Origin of the sequence: Paenibacillus donghaensis, from assembly GCF_002192415.1 — a bacterium.
Taxonomy (GTDB): Bacteria; Bacillota; Bacilli; order Paenibacillales; family Paenibacillaceae; genus Paenibacillus_AQ; species Paenibacillus_AQ donghaensis.
On the sequence record NZ_CP021780.1, the window covers coordinates 882915 to 897906 of the forward strand.

Genomic DNA, 14992 nt, shown 5'->3' on the forward strand with positions numbered 1-14992 from the left:
TTAGGAGACAGGAGGATGTGCTGATGCAGCTGCAATTGGATAATATCCGCAAGAGCTTTGGCAACAAAGAGGTATTGAAAGGCATCGACTTCACATTTGAGCAAGGCAAGATCTATGGACTGCTTGGACGCAACGGAGCCGGCAAAACCTCTTTGTTCAATTGCCTGAGCGGCGAAACCGGCATGGACAGCGGGGCGGCGTTTCTACGCGAGCAGGAAGTCAGCCGTCCGCTGGAGGAGGGGGACATCGGGTATGTGTTCTCGCTGCCCATTCTGCCTGAATTCCTCACTGGGTACGAATTCGTGAAATTCTACATGGATATCAACCAGGACAAGATTGATCCCGGACGGACACTTGAGGACTATTTCTCGATTATCAAGTTTGAGGAGGAAGATCGCCACCGGCTGATCAAAGGTTATTCGCATGGCATGAAGAACAAGATTCAGATGCTGTGCTTCATCATCTCCCGGCCGCCGCTGATCCTGCTGGACGAGCCGCTGACCTCGTTTGATGTGGTGGTGGCGCTGGAGATTAAGAAGCTGCTGCGGGAGATGAAGCAGGATCATATTATTATTTTCTCCACTCATATCCTGCAGCTGGCCGCCGATCTGTGTGATGAATTGGTCATACTGAACAATGGTTATCTTCAGGAGATTCCACCGGAAACCCTGCGTAGTCCGGAATTTGAAGAGCAGGTTATTGAACTGCTGAGGGATGGGGAACATGCTTAGAACGCTGCTGACCCTTCAGAGGATCAAAGGCTCGTCGGGTGCCAACCGGTTCATGTATTATTTTATGAGAATTCCTGCTGTAGGCAAGCTGCTGAACGAGCACATGTACGCCCGTGCCGGACTTAAGCGGAATTTGGTAATTTTTGTGTCTATACTGAAGCTGATCTGGGGTTTCTTGTCCAGATTTGCTTATTTAGGAATTGTTATTTTTTGGCCGATTAAGCTGGCTGCGGGTGATTTACCTCTGGATGAGCAATATTCTTTATTTCTGCATATCTTTGTAAGCCTAAGCTTTATTGTGGCCGCTGCGTCCAATGTATTCATTCTGGAGCCCAAAAGAGATAAATACATAGCGGTCAAGCTGATGAGAATTCCCGCTGCCGACTATATGCATGCTGTTCTTGTCTTGAAGGTCTTCAGTTTCACGGTATATTCCATCCCGGCGCTGCTGTTGTTTGTCTCGCTGCTGGGTGCCCCGCTCTGGCACGGGTTGGTTCTTACACTGCTGCTGAGTGCATGGCGGACCGTCACGGAGGCGCTGAATCTGCTGGTGTTTACCCGCAAGAATAGGGTACTGGTCAAGAATAATGTCTGGGTCTGGTCCGTCATCGGCGCAGGTTATCTGCTTGCCTTCGGAATGCTCTACTATAAGCAGCCATTGTTCACTAGTTCCATATTGCTTAGCGTTCCGGTCATGTCCGGAATTGTGCTGCTTGGGCTGGTAGCTGGAATCTATATTGCCCGTTACCCGGATTACCGCAGTGCGGTTAACGCCGTGACCAAAATTGATGATCCGCTGCTGGACATGGGCCGGATGATGAGGGAAGCCCGGGTAGCGGAAGTCAGCACTAAAGAGACGGATTATAGCGGAGAGTCTCCGGGTGTAGACCGATACAAAGGCAAACAGGGATATGCTTACCTGAACGCGATTTTCTTCTCCAGGCACAAGCGCCTGCTGGTTGCTCCAATCCAAAGAAGGCTTACCCTTATCGGTGCACTGCTTGCCGCAGGGCTGGTGACCCGCTGGATCTCACCCGACACATTCTCGGCGCTTGGAGCTTATCTGGCCGGAACACTGTCGGCATTTGTACTTGTGATGTTCTATGCGTCTATTGGGGAACGTGTCTGCAAGGCGATGTTCTACAATTGTGACCTCAGCCTGCTGCGTTATGGTTTCTACCGGGAGAAGAACTCGATCCTCAGCAACTTCAGAATCCGTCTGATCCGCCTCAGTCTGCTGAACCTGATTCCCGCCTTGGCCATCTGTATGTCCGTATCCCTGCTAATCCTGCTTTCAGGTCATGTCTGGTTACTGGCAGATGTGGTCCTTTACTGGGTAACCATTCTGTCGCTCTCCTTGTTTGTCTCGGTGCACCATCTGTCCATGTATTATATCTTCCAGCCTTATAGCACTGAGCTGAATGTGAAGAATCCTTTTTTCACCATTGTGAACAGTATTGTAGTGGCGCTTTGTATTATTTGCCTTCGTTTTCAGAGTGATTCCACCGTTTTTGCTTTTTATGTGCTGCTGGCAACCATGGCCTATATAGTCGGGGCTTTGCTGCTGGTCAACAAATTTTCGGTCAGAACCTTCCGGGTAAAATAGCGGGTCGTTGCCTCTTTTTACTGCCCTGCCTTGATGTTTAGCCTGCTGCCCATGTATAATCTAGTCGTGCCGCCTCTTGAACGGGCTGCTGCCGTAAGTCAGGTATTCAGAAAGCAAAGAGGTGTTCAGTTTGAGCAGCATTACCGTAGCCAAGGTGCTGAACAATAATGTTATTATTGCAGATCATCCCCAATATTCCGAGGTAGTTGTCATCGGCAAGGGAATTGGCTTTAACCGCAAAACGCGTGATCGTATAAATCTCTCCTCCGTAGAGAAGATGTTCATTCTGCGCAGCCAGGAGGAGCAAGAGCAATACAAGCAGCTGGTTCCACAGGTGGATGAGAAGCTGATTGAGGTGGTACAGGAAATTGTGCTGCATATTATGCAGAGCAGCCGCCAGCAGCTTAATGAGCATATTCATATTGCCTTGACAGATCATCTATCCTTCGCCATCCGCCGCAATGAACAGAATATAGCCATTCATAACCCTTTTCTATATGAGACCAGGGAGATCTACCCGGAAGAGTACCAGCTGGCCGAATATGCGATAGCCCGGATCAATGAAGTGATGGGAGCTAATCTGCCGGGGGATGAGATCGGTTTCGTAGCGCTGCATATTGTCAGTGCGATCAGCAACAGGCATATCTCCGAGGTGAAGCAGCATTCCGAACTGATCGGGGATCTGGTCGGGCTGGTGGAGAATATTCTGGAATACCGCATCCCGCGTGATTCGCTGGACTATTCCAGACTTGTGACCCATCTGCGCTTCGTGCTGGAACGGCTTCGTCGAGGGGAAGCCGTGCGGGAGACGTCATCGCTGGACGGTCTGATGAAACGGGAATATCCCGAAATGTACACCCTTGCTTGGAAGATCACCAAAGTCATTGAGAAGCGGATGCGCATTCCCGTCTATCCTGCGGAGGTCAGCTATCTAACCATACATTTGCAAAGGTTATCCCAGAAAAAGGAAGATGAACCGGAAAGATAGGCCACAGAATTTTGCTTGCATTATCTATTCATAGATGCTACAATTTCCACTGAAACAAGAAGAAATGGCTTTGCCGCCCTCGTTAAGAGCGGTATCCGTTTCACAACAGCATACCAACGTGTAACTGATTCGATCAGGCATGAGTGATTTACAGTATTTTGGTTGTTTAGCCCTTTGTCTGGGCAATCTAACTTTATTATTAAAGTTAGATTTCAATCTCCGTACTGTATTGCTCATGCCTTTTTTGGTGTCTGTCTTGCCGAAAATTTGATTAAGGAAGTGAATTTTGATGTTTAAGAAGTTATTCGGCGTTCTGCAGAGGGTCGGTAAAGCCTTGATGCTTCCCGTCGCTATTCTGCCCGCAGCTGGTCTCCTGCTGGGGATAGGCAGCATGTTGGTTAACCCTGACTTCCTCCAGTATGTTCCAGCGCTAGAGAATAATGTTGTGCAAGGTGTTGCGAGTGTTCTGATGAATTCAGGGCAAGTGGTATTTGATAATCTCGCATTATTGTTCGCGGTGGGTGTGGCCATAGGCCTTGCCGGCGGTGAAGGGGTAGCGGGATTGGCCGCCATTATTGGTTTCCTTGTAATGAATATTACGATGGGAACCGTTGAAGGCGTGAATGATTATGTACTAAGTCAAGGCAACTTTGCCTATTCCTCTGTACTGGGTATTCCTACACTTCAGACAGGAGTGTTCGGAGGGATTCTCGTCGGGGTGCTCGCTGCGGAGATGTACAAACGCTTCTTCCGCATCGAGCTGCCGTCTTACCTCGGATTCTTCGCCGGTAAGCGGTTCGTACCCATTATGACGGCAGTTACGTCCTTGCTGCTTGGTCTGCTGCTGACGCAGATCTGGCCGCCGATTCAAGAGGGTCTGAACTATGTCTCGCAGAGTATGATCGATACGAACAAAACCCTGGCTGCCTTTATTTTCGGGGTGATTGAGCGCTCGCTGATTCCTTTTGGTCTGCATCACATTTTCTATTCACCGTTCTGGTATGAATTTGGCAGCTATGTGGATAAGGCGGGTGAACTGGTTCGCGGGGACCAGCGTATCTTCATGAAGCAGTTGACGGATGGAGTGACACTGACGGCGGGTACATTTACTACAGGTAAATATCCGTTTATGATGTTTGGTCTTCCAGCCGCAGCGCTGGCGATCTATCACGAAGCGAAAACCAAGAACAAGAAAATTGTCGGAAGTCTGATGATTTCTGCAGCGCTGACCTCGTTCCTGACGGGGATCACCGAACCGCTGGAATTCTCCTTCCTGTTCGTGGCACCACTCTTGTTCGCGGTGCATGCTGTGTTCGCAGGGCTGTCGTTTATGACCATGCAACTGCTCAACGTCAAGATCGGCATGACCTTCTCCGGGGGGTTCATCGACTATGTGCTCTTCGGAATTATTCCGAACCGTACCCAGTGGTGGCTGGTCATTCCGGTAGGTCTGGCCATTGGAGTGATCTACTACTTCGGCTTCCGGTTTGTTATCCGCAAGTTCAATCTGAAGACACCCGGCCGTGAAGAGGATGTGGAAGACGATGCGAATGAGGATCTGGCTTCGGTTTCCAAGCAAGGCGATGATCTGCCGCGCAACATCCTGTCCGCACTGGGGGGCAAGGAGAATATTACCCATCTGGATGCCTGCATCACACGGCTGCGTGTCGAGGTTAAGGACAAAGCGGGTGTGGATAAGAGCCGCTTGAAAAAATTAGGCGCATCAGGCGTGCTGGAAGTGGGTAATAATGTCCAAGCGATCTTCGGAACACGTTCGGATACGATCAAGTCGCAGATTCAAGATGTGATGAATGGCCGTACACCAGCCCCTGCGGCGGCGGTCGTTCCGCAGCCGGAGCTGGAGAAGCAGGCAGGGGAAGAAGGCGAGGCCATTATACCGGAAGATATCGTCTCCCCGGTCAACGGTGAGCTGCTGGATATCACCCAGGTTCCGGACCAGGTGTTCTCACAGAAGATGACCGGGGATGGATTTGCCTTCCTGTCGGATGACGGCAAGATAGCTTCGCCGGTATACGGCAAAGTGTTCAACGTCTTCCCAAGCAAACATGCGATCGGCATTATGTCCGATGGCGGCAAGGAAGTGCTTGTCCATATCGGCGTAAATACAGTTAAGCTGAAGGGCCAGGGCTTCACCATCCTGGTCGAAGAAGGCCAGCTGGTTGCTGCAGGACAGCCGATTATGGAGGTTGACCTGGAGTTCGTGAAGGCGAACGCGCCATCTGTGATATCACCGGTTATTTTCTCCAATCTGCCGGAAGGTTCATCGGTTACACTCAAGAAGCCGGGCAAGGTATCCATCGGCGACAAAGACATCATCACTATTCAGTAAATGTGCAATGGCCCAGCGCTTCCTTTATAATTGGAGGGAGCGCAGCCTTCACCATATACCAAACTAATCTAATGAATAGAAAGCGAGTGGACATTATTATGCAAAAAACATTCAGAATCATTGACGAAGACGGAATTCACGCACGTCCGGCTACTGCCCTAGTAAATACAGCAACAAAATTCAAAGGTACAGAAGCTTACGCTGAAGCGAAAGGCAAAAAAGTAACGCTGAAATCCATTCTGGGCGTATTGTCCCTGGGCCTTGAAGCAGGCGATACCTTGACCTTGATCACAGAAGGCAGCGAAGAAGTGGAAGCGCTGAGCGCACTGCAGGAAGTGATGATTAAAGAAGGGCTGGGAGAGCTGCATGAATAAGATTTCAGGAATCGCGGCTTCAGCAGGGATTGCGGTAGCCCGTGCCTTTATCCTGGAACATCCGGATTATACGATTACGAAGACTGCCGTACAGGATGCGGAAGCTGAAGTAGCCAAGCTGAATGATGCCCTGGCGAAATCCAAAGCCGAGCTTCAGGTGATCAAGGAGCGTACTTTGGCAGAGCTGGGAGAGAAGAAAGCAGAGATCTTTGAATCCCATCTGCTGATTCTGGATGACCCGGAACTGATCAATCCTGTAGCGGACAAAATTCGTGAGGAATCGGTTAATGCGGACTATGCCCTGAATGAAGTAGCCGGTCAATTTATCGAAATGTTCGAGAATATGAAAAGCGCGTACCTGCAGGAACGTGCCGCTGATATGCGTGACGTAACCAAACGTGTGCTGAACCATCTGCTGGGCATCCATTATGTAAGCCCGGCGGAGATCAGCGAAGAGGTAATCGTCATCGCCCTTGATCTGACGCCTTCGGATACCGCACAGTTGAACCGCAAATTCGTTAAAGGTTTCACTACAAATATCGGCGGACGCACTTCGCACTCGGCGATTATGGCCCGTTCGCTGGAAATTCCGGCTGTTGTAGGCACCAAGGATATTCTGTCGAGAGTGAAGTCCGGCGACCTGATTATTGTGGACGGACTGAATGGCGATGTGCTGATCAATCCGAGCGAAGCCGAAGTAGCAGAGTACACCAAGATGCAGGAAGCTTACGATCTGCAGATTGCGGAATGGAAGAAGCTGCGTGATGAGCCAACCGTATCTGCCGATGGCAAACATGTTGAGCTGGCCGCCAATATCGGTACGCCTAACGATGTGAATGGTGTAATCGAGAACGGTGGGGAAGGCGTTGGCCTGTACCGCACGGAGTTCCTCTATATGGGCCGCGACAAGCTGCCTTCCGAGGAAATCCAGTACAATGCTTACCGTACTGTAATCGAGAACATGAAGGGCAAACCGGTTGTTGTGCGTACCCTGGATATCGGTGGTGACAAGGAGCTGCCCTATCTGGATCTTCCGAAGGAAATGAACCCGTTCCTCGGATTCCGGGCGATCCGTCTGTGTCTGGACCGTCAGGATATCTTCCGCACCCAGCTGCGCGCTCTCTTGAGAGCAAGCGCCCATGGCGATCTGCGGATTATGTTCCCGATGATTGCTACACTTGGTGAATTCCGGGCTGCCCGCGACCTGCTGCTGGAAGAGAAGGAGAAGCTTCGCGGCGAAGGCCATGAGGTCTCCGATAGCATCCAGCTCGGCATCATGGTGGAGATTCCCTCCACTGCCGTACTGGCGGATCAGTTCGCCAAGGAAGTTGATTTCTTCAGCATCGGCACCAACGATCTGATTCAATACACGATGGCTGCAGACCGTATGAATGAACGGGTATCCTACCTGTATCAGCCGTACAATCCGGCCATCCTGCGCCTGATCAAAATCGTCATCGACGCCGCCCATGCCGAAGGCAAATGGACTGGCATGTGTGGCGAAATGGCCGGTGACTCCACCGCCATTCCGCTATTGCTGGGTCTGGGTCTGGATGAGTTCAGCATGAGCGCAACCTCCATCCTGCCGGCACGCAGCCAGATTTCCAAGCTGTCTGCCGCCGATATGAAGGAGCTTGCCGCCAAAGCGCTCCAGATGGGCACCGCCGAAGAAGTGGCTGCGCTGGTGCACAGCATCAATGCATAGGTTTTCTTCCTGATTGTCTGTTTTAAGCATCACACTTTTCCAACTACCTATTACCGGCTCCCTACCTGGGAGCCGGATTTTTTTGTATGCAGGAAACCACTTTGTGATTTCAGAGTTGCTTCTCATTACAAGTTGGGGGACTAGCTTATTGCTGAGGGAAACGGTATACTTCCTTAAGAATAGCAGCTTTCTAATTACAAGCTACAAATGATAGACAAGGATGCCGATAATAGCAGTAGGCGGTTTCTAAATTCAAACGGAACCCAAACCTGTGAACATAGTGTTACGTATTATATAGTGTGAGGCAGGAAGAAGTGACAGTGCCTTAAAAAGTATAAAATGTGCTTTTAATGTAAATATATGGACGCATAAAGCATCCCGGCTGTGGATCGGGAGCAACTAGGATGGTGAGTGCTTATGAACAGCAATTATATAAATGCAGTATCGCTTACGGAACTATATACAGGCAAGGATCTCGGGCTGCAATATGGGACTTTATCCAGCGTATTCAAGGTGTGGGCGCCTAGCGCTTTTTCGGTAGCGGTAGTGGTGTATGAGACTGGCGGAGCCGAATCGGCGGCAGGGCCGGCTGGTACTGTGGAAGACCACGGCCACGTAAACCTGATGCGCCGCAATGATAACGGGGTATGGCAGGCGGAGGTAGCCGGAGACCTGAAAGGCAAATATTATATGTACCGTGCAGTATATGCTGACGGCTCAATGGAGGAAGCGGCAGATCCTTACGCAAGAGCGGTGTCTGCCAACGGCGTTCGGACAGCTATTGTCGATCTGCGTGATACCGATCCCGAGCATTGGGAGCAGGATGTTTCGCCTTCGCTGCCGCATCCCGCCGATGCTGTAATCTATGAGCTGCATGTACGCGATTTCTCTGCTCATCAGAGCTCAGGCATGCGCTACAAAGGCAAATTCAAGGCCTTCACTGAAACCGGCTTGCGGGATGCTGCAGGAAACATGATCGGCATCGATCATCTGGCCGAGCTTGGCATTACCCATGTGCATCTTATGCCGGTATTTGACTATCAGACAGTGGATGAACTGAACCGTCCGGAGGCTGAACGTCCGGAAGCCTATTATACCGATTACAACTGGGGATATGATCCGCAGCATTATAATGTTCCTGAAGGCTCCTACAGCACAGACGCATCTGATCCGGGCTTGCGCATCCGTGAATTCAAGGAAATGGTGCAGGCTCTGCACAGCCAGGGCATCGCGGTTATTATGGATGTTGTCTATAACCACACCTATGCCGTAGAGAAAGGTCCTTTTGAGCCGCTGGCGCCGGATTACTTCTACCGCCGTGATTACACTGGACGGTTGTCCAACGGTTCCGGGGTTGGCAATGAGCTGGCTACTGAACGCCCGATGGTACGCAAATATATCAAGGATTCACTTGCCTACTGGGCCACAGAATATCATATTGACGGGTTCCGCTTTGATCTGATGGGTCTGATGGACAGTGTGACGATGCGGGAGATTACCGAAGAACTGCGCCTGGAGGTCAATCCCGAGCTGCTGCTCTATGGAGAGCCGTGGACCGGCGGTGATTCGCCGCTTGCTACCAAGACGCTGAAGGGGGTGCAGCGCGGCAAAGGCTACGCTGTATTCAATGACAATTTCCGTTCGGCCATTAAAGGCGACAGCGATGGCTGGGGCAGAGGGTTCATAACCGGAGAACACGGCAGGGAAGGTGCAATCGCATCGGGAATAATGGGAGCGATTCACGACTTCACCGAGTCTCCTGTGGAGACGGTCAACTATGTGACAGCCCATGACAATCTCAATCTATGGGATAAACTGCTGGCTGTTCAAGGCCTGCGGCAGCAAGCCCGCTTCCCTGTAATGGAGAACGGCAGGCTGAAGGATGGCGGGAGTGTCGAAGCCGCTGTGGCAGCAGCGGATCCTTATGTGGGGGTAGACCCCGAGCATGTGCTGGATAATGAGATTGTACGCCGTTCCTTGCTGGCGAGCGGAATCATTCTGGCTTCGCAGGGCATCCCCTTTCTGAATGCGGGAGACGAGCTGCTGCGCAGCAAGTATGGCGACCACAACAGTTACCGCAGCAGCGATGCCATCAATGCGATCCGCTGGAGCGGCAAACAAGTCTTCCAGCCGGTATTCCGCTATTACAAAGGGCTGATCGAGCTGCGGCGGGCACATCCTGCCTTCCGCCTGCACGGACGGCAGGAGATTGAGCGTTCGCTGCAATTCCTGCGCTGCGAAGGCGGCGTGGTCTCCTATATGCTGAAGGATCATGCCGGAGGCGACTCATGGCAGCATATTGTAGTTATATTCAATGCAAATACGCAGCCGGTTATCCAAGATCTTACCGGCGTATCTGGGTCATGGAATGTAGTCGTGGACCACAGCGGAGCCGGAACAGAGGTTCTGCGCCGAGTTGAGGGGCAGCAGGTGGAGCTTGAAGGACTGTCGATGATGGTACTCTATGATCGGAGCAGCGAACCAGGGCCGCGGGCCAAGGTCATTGAAGTGCATTATGAACGCCCGGATGGCCAATACCAAGGCTGGAATCTCTGGGTATGGGGAACGGGAATTCAGGATGGGCAGAACGATTTCCGCCAGATGGAGGACGGCCGCGCCGTAGCCAGGATTGAAGTGCTCCCGGATACCCAGTCCATTGGCTATCTGCTGCGGTTGAACGATTGGGAGGAGAAAGATGGAGAAGGCGACCGGTTCATTGACTGTTCAAGTGACGATGAGCTGATCAGGGTACTGGTGCGTGACCGAGAAAGCTCCGAGGATGGAACCGTTGGCGATTCCCTGCAGCTGACCAGCTAAGTCCTAGTATAAGGCTGTATCTGATTCATTGTGATCCGCAATGATTCCGGTACAGCCTTTTTTTGTTCGTATCCGTAGATTCTTTAAATTTTCTTGAACCCCGCCAAATAAAAAAATACCAAAGGTTGTTCGGAAGATGGCTGATTGTAAGTATGAAATTATCAAAAATAAATAAAGAATACTGTGCTGAGTAACAAGACTAGTATATGCATAATTACGAATTTTGGTTTTGGATTACGGATTATCTCCACAATAATCCACATAACTATTATAGAAGCCGCGAGCCAACCTTCTTCTCATGTCACACTGGGTTTCTTTTAAGTTGGGTTTGTCTTACTACTTAGGACCCTGCGAGGATATAGAAGGTTACTCGAGAATATAATGGGATCGCGCTACCTTAACCCAAACACTCCCCCCATCCGAACTTCAGGTAACCTACGTCCTAACGGACCGTATAGCTTCTATTTCCTCATTTCTGCGCTGGTTTGGAATGTAACGGACCGCATAGCCTCTATATCGGCAAAACAGGCCTTACCTAGTGGGTTTCGGCTTGAATAGGGGCTCCTGAGTCCGTTAGAGCCGCAAAACAGCCTTTTTACAGCACATAGAGGCTCCTGAGTCCGTTAGTAGTCTGAAAGTTAAGCGCATGGCGACGGCCTTCATTTGTGATTCTTAGCCTCCTTGTCGCGCGGTGTGGTATGACAGGCTCGGACGAGGAACACAAGGAACACAAGGAACACAAGGAACACAAGGAACACAAGGAACACAAGGAACACAAGGAACACAAGGAACAAAGGGGGCTCTAAGTAGTAACGGGTTTGTCTTAATTTTTATCTCGTCTGTGGTCCTGACTTAGCTTTGTGAACCGTGTCGCACAACTACATCACAAGTTGTTCTCCGTCCAGCATTATTATAGTATACTATATTTTGTTAATATAAGTATTTAATGGAAGTGAACGATAATTTAATCTGAAAAAATCGGCTCAAAACCAAAATCAGCGGTTGACTATAAGAGTGAACAGAGCGGAGGGGCGGAGGGATTCTGGAGAAACGATAGTGTTCGCCTTTAAAGACCGATTTCAGCCTATAATCCTATTCCAATCAAGAAATCGGGCTTTAACAGCGATCGCAAGAACCCTCCGAACCCGTAGCGGCTTCATTCACAGATGGCAACCGCTGATTTTAAGATTGAGCCAAAAAATCTATAGGAAATAAGTATGCGAATTATATTTTATCGGTCTGGAAAAAATTCGAAGTCGAGCATACTCGTCTATGAGGTTTGATTCCCTGCAGCTGACCAGCTAAGGAAAAGAAAAGGGCAGTTTCGGAAGTATCGTTGGCGCGATAATCCCGGAACTGCCTTTTTAGGGTGCAAGCTGCGCGTTATTGCTCCAGCCGCTTGTCGTAAAGAGTGCTCTTGTTGCCACCCTGGTTCTTGGAATGGTACATTGCTACATCGGCGGCGCGCAGCAGCTCGTTGATGCTGCTCCCGTGCTGCGGATACAATGCTACGCCAATGCTGGCTGAGGTATGGAAGCTGGAGCCCTTGTTAATGGACCAGGATTTGTTGAACAACTGCAGCACCCGCTGCAGAATCTCTTCCAGCATGTCCGGATTAGAGAAGCGGTGAATAATCACGGCGAACTCGTCACCGCCAATGCGGAAGGCTTGTCCCGCTCCTTTGACCGTCTGCTGAAGCTCGCGTGAGAGCAGCTGCAGGAATTCATCGCCCGCGAGATGTCCAAGCGTGTCATTCAGCTGCTTGAACCTGTCGCAATCAAGCAGGGCGAGTGCAATATCCTGTCTGCGCTCTTCCGGCTGGCTGATGAGGTTCTCCATGTACATTTTGAAATGGGCCCGGTTGGGAATGGCCGTCAGATGGTCATAGAAGGCAAGCTTGTGCAGCCGCTCCTCATACTGCTTGCGCTGCGTAATTTCGCGGGATACCAACATGAATTGCGCCGGGAAGCTGCCGCTGCCCTTTACCGGAGTTACCTTGGTCTCCAGCCACACCCATTGGCCTTCGGCACCGCGCATCCTCAGTTCCGAGAGCCGCTGACCGCTCTGGACCACACTTTTCAGCTTGGCCCATGAGATTTCCGGTTCACGGATATAATTGGACAGCGGCTCCCCTTTCTTGGGAATATGTCCAAGGACACTGGAATGTGAAGGGGAAGCATAGAGAATTAACCCGTTCGGATCTGTCAGGATAATGAAGTCGGACATTGTTTCGCCGATCAGCTGGTACAGCGACTGCTCCTCCAGCATCTCCTTCTGCAGCGTTATGATTCTGCGTCCCAAATAAATAATAACGAGGATCAGCAGGCAGAACAGCAGCGAGTAGAGCGTGAACAGGGTGCTTTTTTTGTTGCGGAAGGCATTGGTTACTTGGTCAGCATAACGTTCGATCAAGGTTTCTGACTGATCCAGATGATTTCTTGCTTGATTGAGTGTAAGGTTCAGCAGCACAGGGGTGAAGGAATCTGGATTCCAGCCGCTCTGCATACGTTCTGTGATCAGCTGGTCACCCGAGCGCTTCCAATCGGCAAAAGAGTTATCGAAGCCATCCAGCTCGGTCTTAAGTTCCGTAAGCAGCAGCTCGCCTTGCTTCATATCGCTGTACGGCTTCTTAATAGCATTGATATTGGCCTTGGCCCAGCCCAGCCGCTGCTCCACTTGAACTATATTGTCCTTGAAGGTCCGGACAAGCTCCTCACGATCGGTTATCGTGGTGTTCCTGGCCATTAGGGTGTGGAGGGCTACAGCAGTTTCATATAAGTCCCGGTCGGCATTCAGCACCAGCTCGGAATTCTCATATACATCGCCGTAAAGGGATGAGGAGAGCCTGTTAATTGTACAGTTTAAGTACAACAAGGATGCGATGCTGATGCCTACAAGTAGAACCGATAAGGCAGAGAATAAAATTACTAGTCTGCGTGTTACAGTAAGTTCGGTGAAACCAGACACGGTCATCCTCTCCCTGCGTCATACTTTACTTGTGAATTTCCTGAAAGCTGCGAAACGTGCGGAATAGATCAAGCCAAAATGAGTCTTAAGCAGGGGGGTGATAGAGACATAGGAGAGATAAAGCCTGGTATAGCCAGCCGTTTTTGTAGTATTTCAAGTATATAGGAGGTCTTGCGGCAAGAGCAATCGCTTCCCGGGTAATCCTGGCTGTGAATCAGATCAAATTTTAGATTAATTTACGGACTGTTCATAATTCTGAAATAACAAAAACATATGTATGGTCCTTAATGCCTTATTCCTATCAAACCCTTGGTTCTTATTACCCACTGTTAATAGAAACGATACGCCTTGTGTGCGAAAAAGCTTTCTGCTGCCGTTATGTAAATAATAGTCCATAGCATGTAATGTTTTTGAAATAAAATTTCATGTAATAATAAAATTGTTGAAATTATTTTTCTGTGGGTGTAAACTGGAACCAATACATTTAATACATTCAATGCATTTGCGAGTGTGAATTATCTTATGAAATGAGCAAGAAGGAGGAGTCTTAGTGCTGGAGAACCTGACAACGGAGACAAGAAATCAAAGTACGCTTAATCTGGATCAAATGCCAATCCTATCGGTGCTGAAGCTGATGCAGGAGGAGGATGCAACCCTATCTTCCGCCATCCAGGCGAAGCTGCCGCAGATTGAACGGGTCGTGGCTGTTGTAATTGAAAGCTTCAAGCAGGGAGGGCGACTGATCTATATCGGTGCCGGCACCAGCGGGCGGCTGGGCATCCTCGACGCCGTGGAATGTGTGCCGACCTTCGGGACAGAGCCTGAGATGGTGCAGGGAATCATCGCCGGAGGCGAAACAGCCATCCGGATGGCAGTCGAAGGTGCCGAGGATTCACCGCAGCTGGGGCGGGAAGATATCCGGCAACTGAAAGTAAACAGCCGCGATACCGTAATCGGTGTTGCAGCCAGCGGTCGCACGCCCTATGTCATCGGCGCGCTCCAGGAGGCGGCAGAATTGGGAGCGCGTACAGCCAGTCTGGCCTGCAACGAGGATTCGGAGATCGCCCGGTATGCCGAGCATGCCATCGAAATTGTAACGGGTGCGGAGATCCTTACCGGGTCGACCCGGCTGAAGGCCGGAACCGCGCAGAAGATGGTGATGAATATGATCTCGACGGTTGCTATGATTGGAATCGGCAAAGTCTACAGCAATCTGATGGTCGACGTGAAGCCTACCAATGAGAAGCTGGTACAGCGGGCCAAGGCGATGATCTCCGAGATTACCGGCTGTGATGAAGAGACGGCGGCCAGCTACTATGAGCTGAGCAAACATCAGGTCAAGGTTGCAGTTGTGATGCTGCTGATGGATCTGGGGTATGAGGAAGCACAGCTTAAGCTGATGGAATCGGACGGTTTCATCCGCCGGGCCATCCAAGACGGAAAGGGGAGATAAA

Annotated in this window: 9 protein-coding genes; 8 read left to right on the plus strand and 1 reads right to left on the minus strand. The window is 50.5% G+C overall.

All coding sequences use genetic code 11. The features are described from left to right. The first annotated feature begins 23 nt into the window (after positions 1-23). From B9T62_RS03575 to pulA, 7 genes are all read left to right on the plus strand, one after another. Positions 24-731 carry an ABC transporter ATP-binding protein gene (locus tag B9T62_RS03575; protein ID WP_087914004.1) on the plus strand — a complete coding sequence of 236 codons (708 nt, stop codon included), beginning with the start codon at positions 24-26 and terminating at the stop codon, positions 729-731. Continuing rightward, positions 724-2337, plus strand: coding sequence for a hypothetical protein (locus B9T62_RS03580; RefSeq protein ID WP_087914005.1), 1614 nt, complete (start codon positions 724-726; stop codon positions 2335-2337). The genes B9T62_RS03575 and B9T62_RS03580 overlap by 8 nt, the downstream gene beginning before the upstream one ends. Before the next feature lie 130 nt (positions 2338-2467). Then, positions 2468-3325 (plus strand): glucose PTS transporter transcription antiterminator GlcT, encoded by an 858-nt coding sequence (gene glcT / locus B9T62_RS03585; protein ID WP_087914006.1) that lies wholly within the window; start codon positions 2468-2470, stop codon positions 3323-3325. Positions 3326-3614: 289 nt separating this feature from the next. Continuing rightward, positions 3615-5675, plus strand: a complete 2061-nt coding sequence (ptsG, locus tag B9T62_RS03590) for a glucose-specific PTS transporter subunit IIBC (RefSeq protein WP_087914007.1) — start codon at positions 3615-3617, stop codon at positions 5673-5675. Between the two features lie 98 nt (positions 5676-5773). Next, entirely contained in the window at positions 5774-6049 is a 276-nt protein-coding gene (locus tag B9T62_RS03595) for an HPr family phosphocarrier protein (RefSeq protein WP_087920112.1), read from the plus strand. Further along, positions 6042-7754, plus strand: coding sequence for a phosphoenolpyruvate--protein phosphotransferase (gene ptsP, locus B9T62_RS03600; RefSeq protein WP_087914008.1), 1713 nt, complete (start codon positions 6042-6044; stop codon positions 7752-7754). The genes B9T62_RS03595 and ptsP overlap by 8 nt, the downstream gene beginning before the upstream one ends. A 417-nt stretch (positions 7755-8171) precedes the next feature. Further along, positions 8172-10571: a type I pullulanase gene (gene pulA / locus B9T62_RS03605; protein ID WP_087914009.1), complete on the plus strand. Its 2400-nt coding sequence runs from the start codon at positions 8172-8174 to the stop codon at positions 10569-10571. A 1383-nt stretch (positions 10572-11954) separates the two neighbouring features. Here the strand turns inward: pulA and B9T62_RS03610 are convergent. Beyond that, on the minus strand, positions 11955-13538 hold the full coding sequence (locus tag B9T62_RS03610) for a sensor domain-containing diguanylate cyclase (RefSeq protein ID WP_169834321.1): 1584 nt from the start codon (positions 13536-13538) through the stop codon (positions 11955-11957). A gap of 550 nt (positions 13539-14088) precedes the next feature. Between B9T62_RS03610 and murQ the strand changes: the two genes are divergently transcribed. After that, positions 14089-14991 (plus strand): N-acetylmuramic acid 6-phosphate etherase, encoded by a 903-nt coding sequence (murQ, locus tag B9T62_RS03615; protein ID WP_087914011.1) that lies wholly within the window; start codon positions 14089-14091, stop codon positions 14989-14991. Position 14992 lies beyond the last annotated feature (1 nt).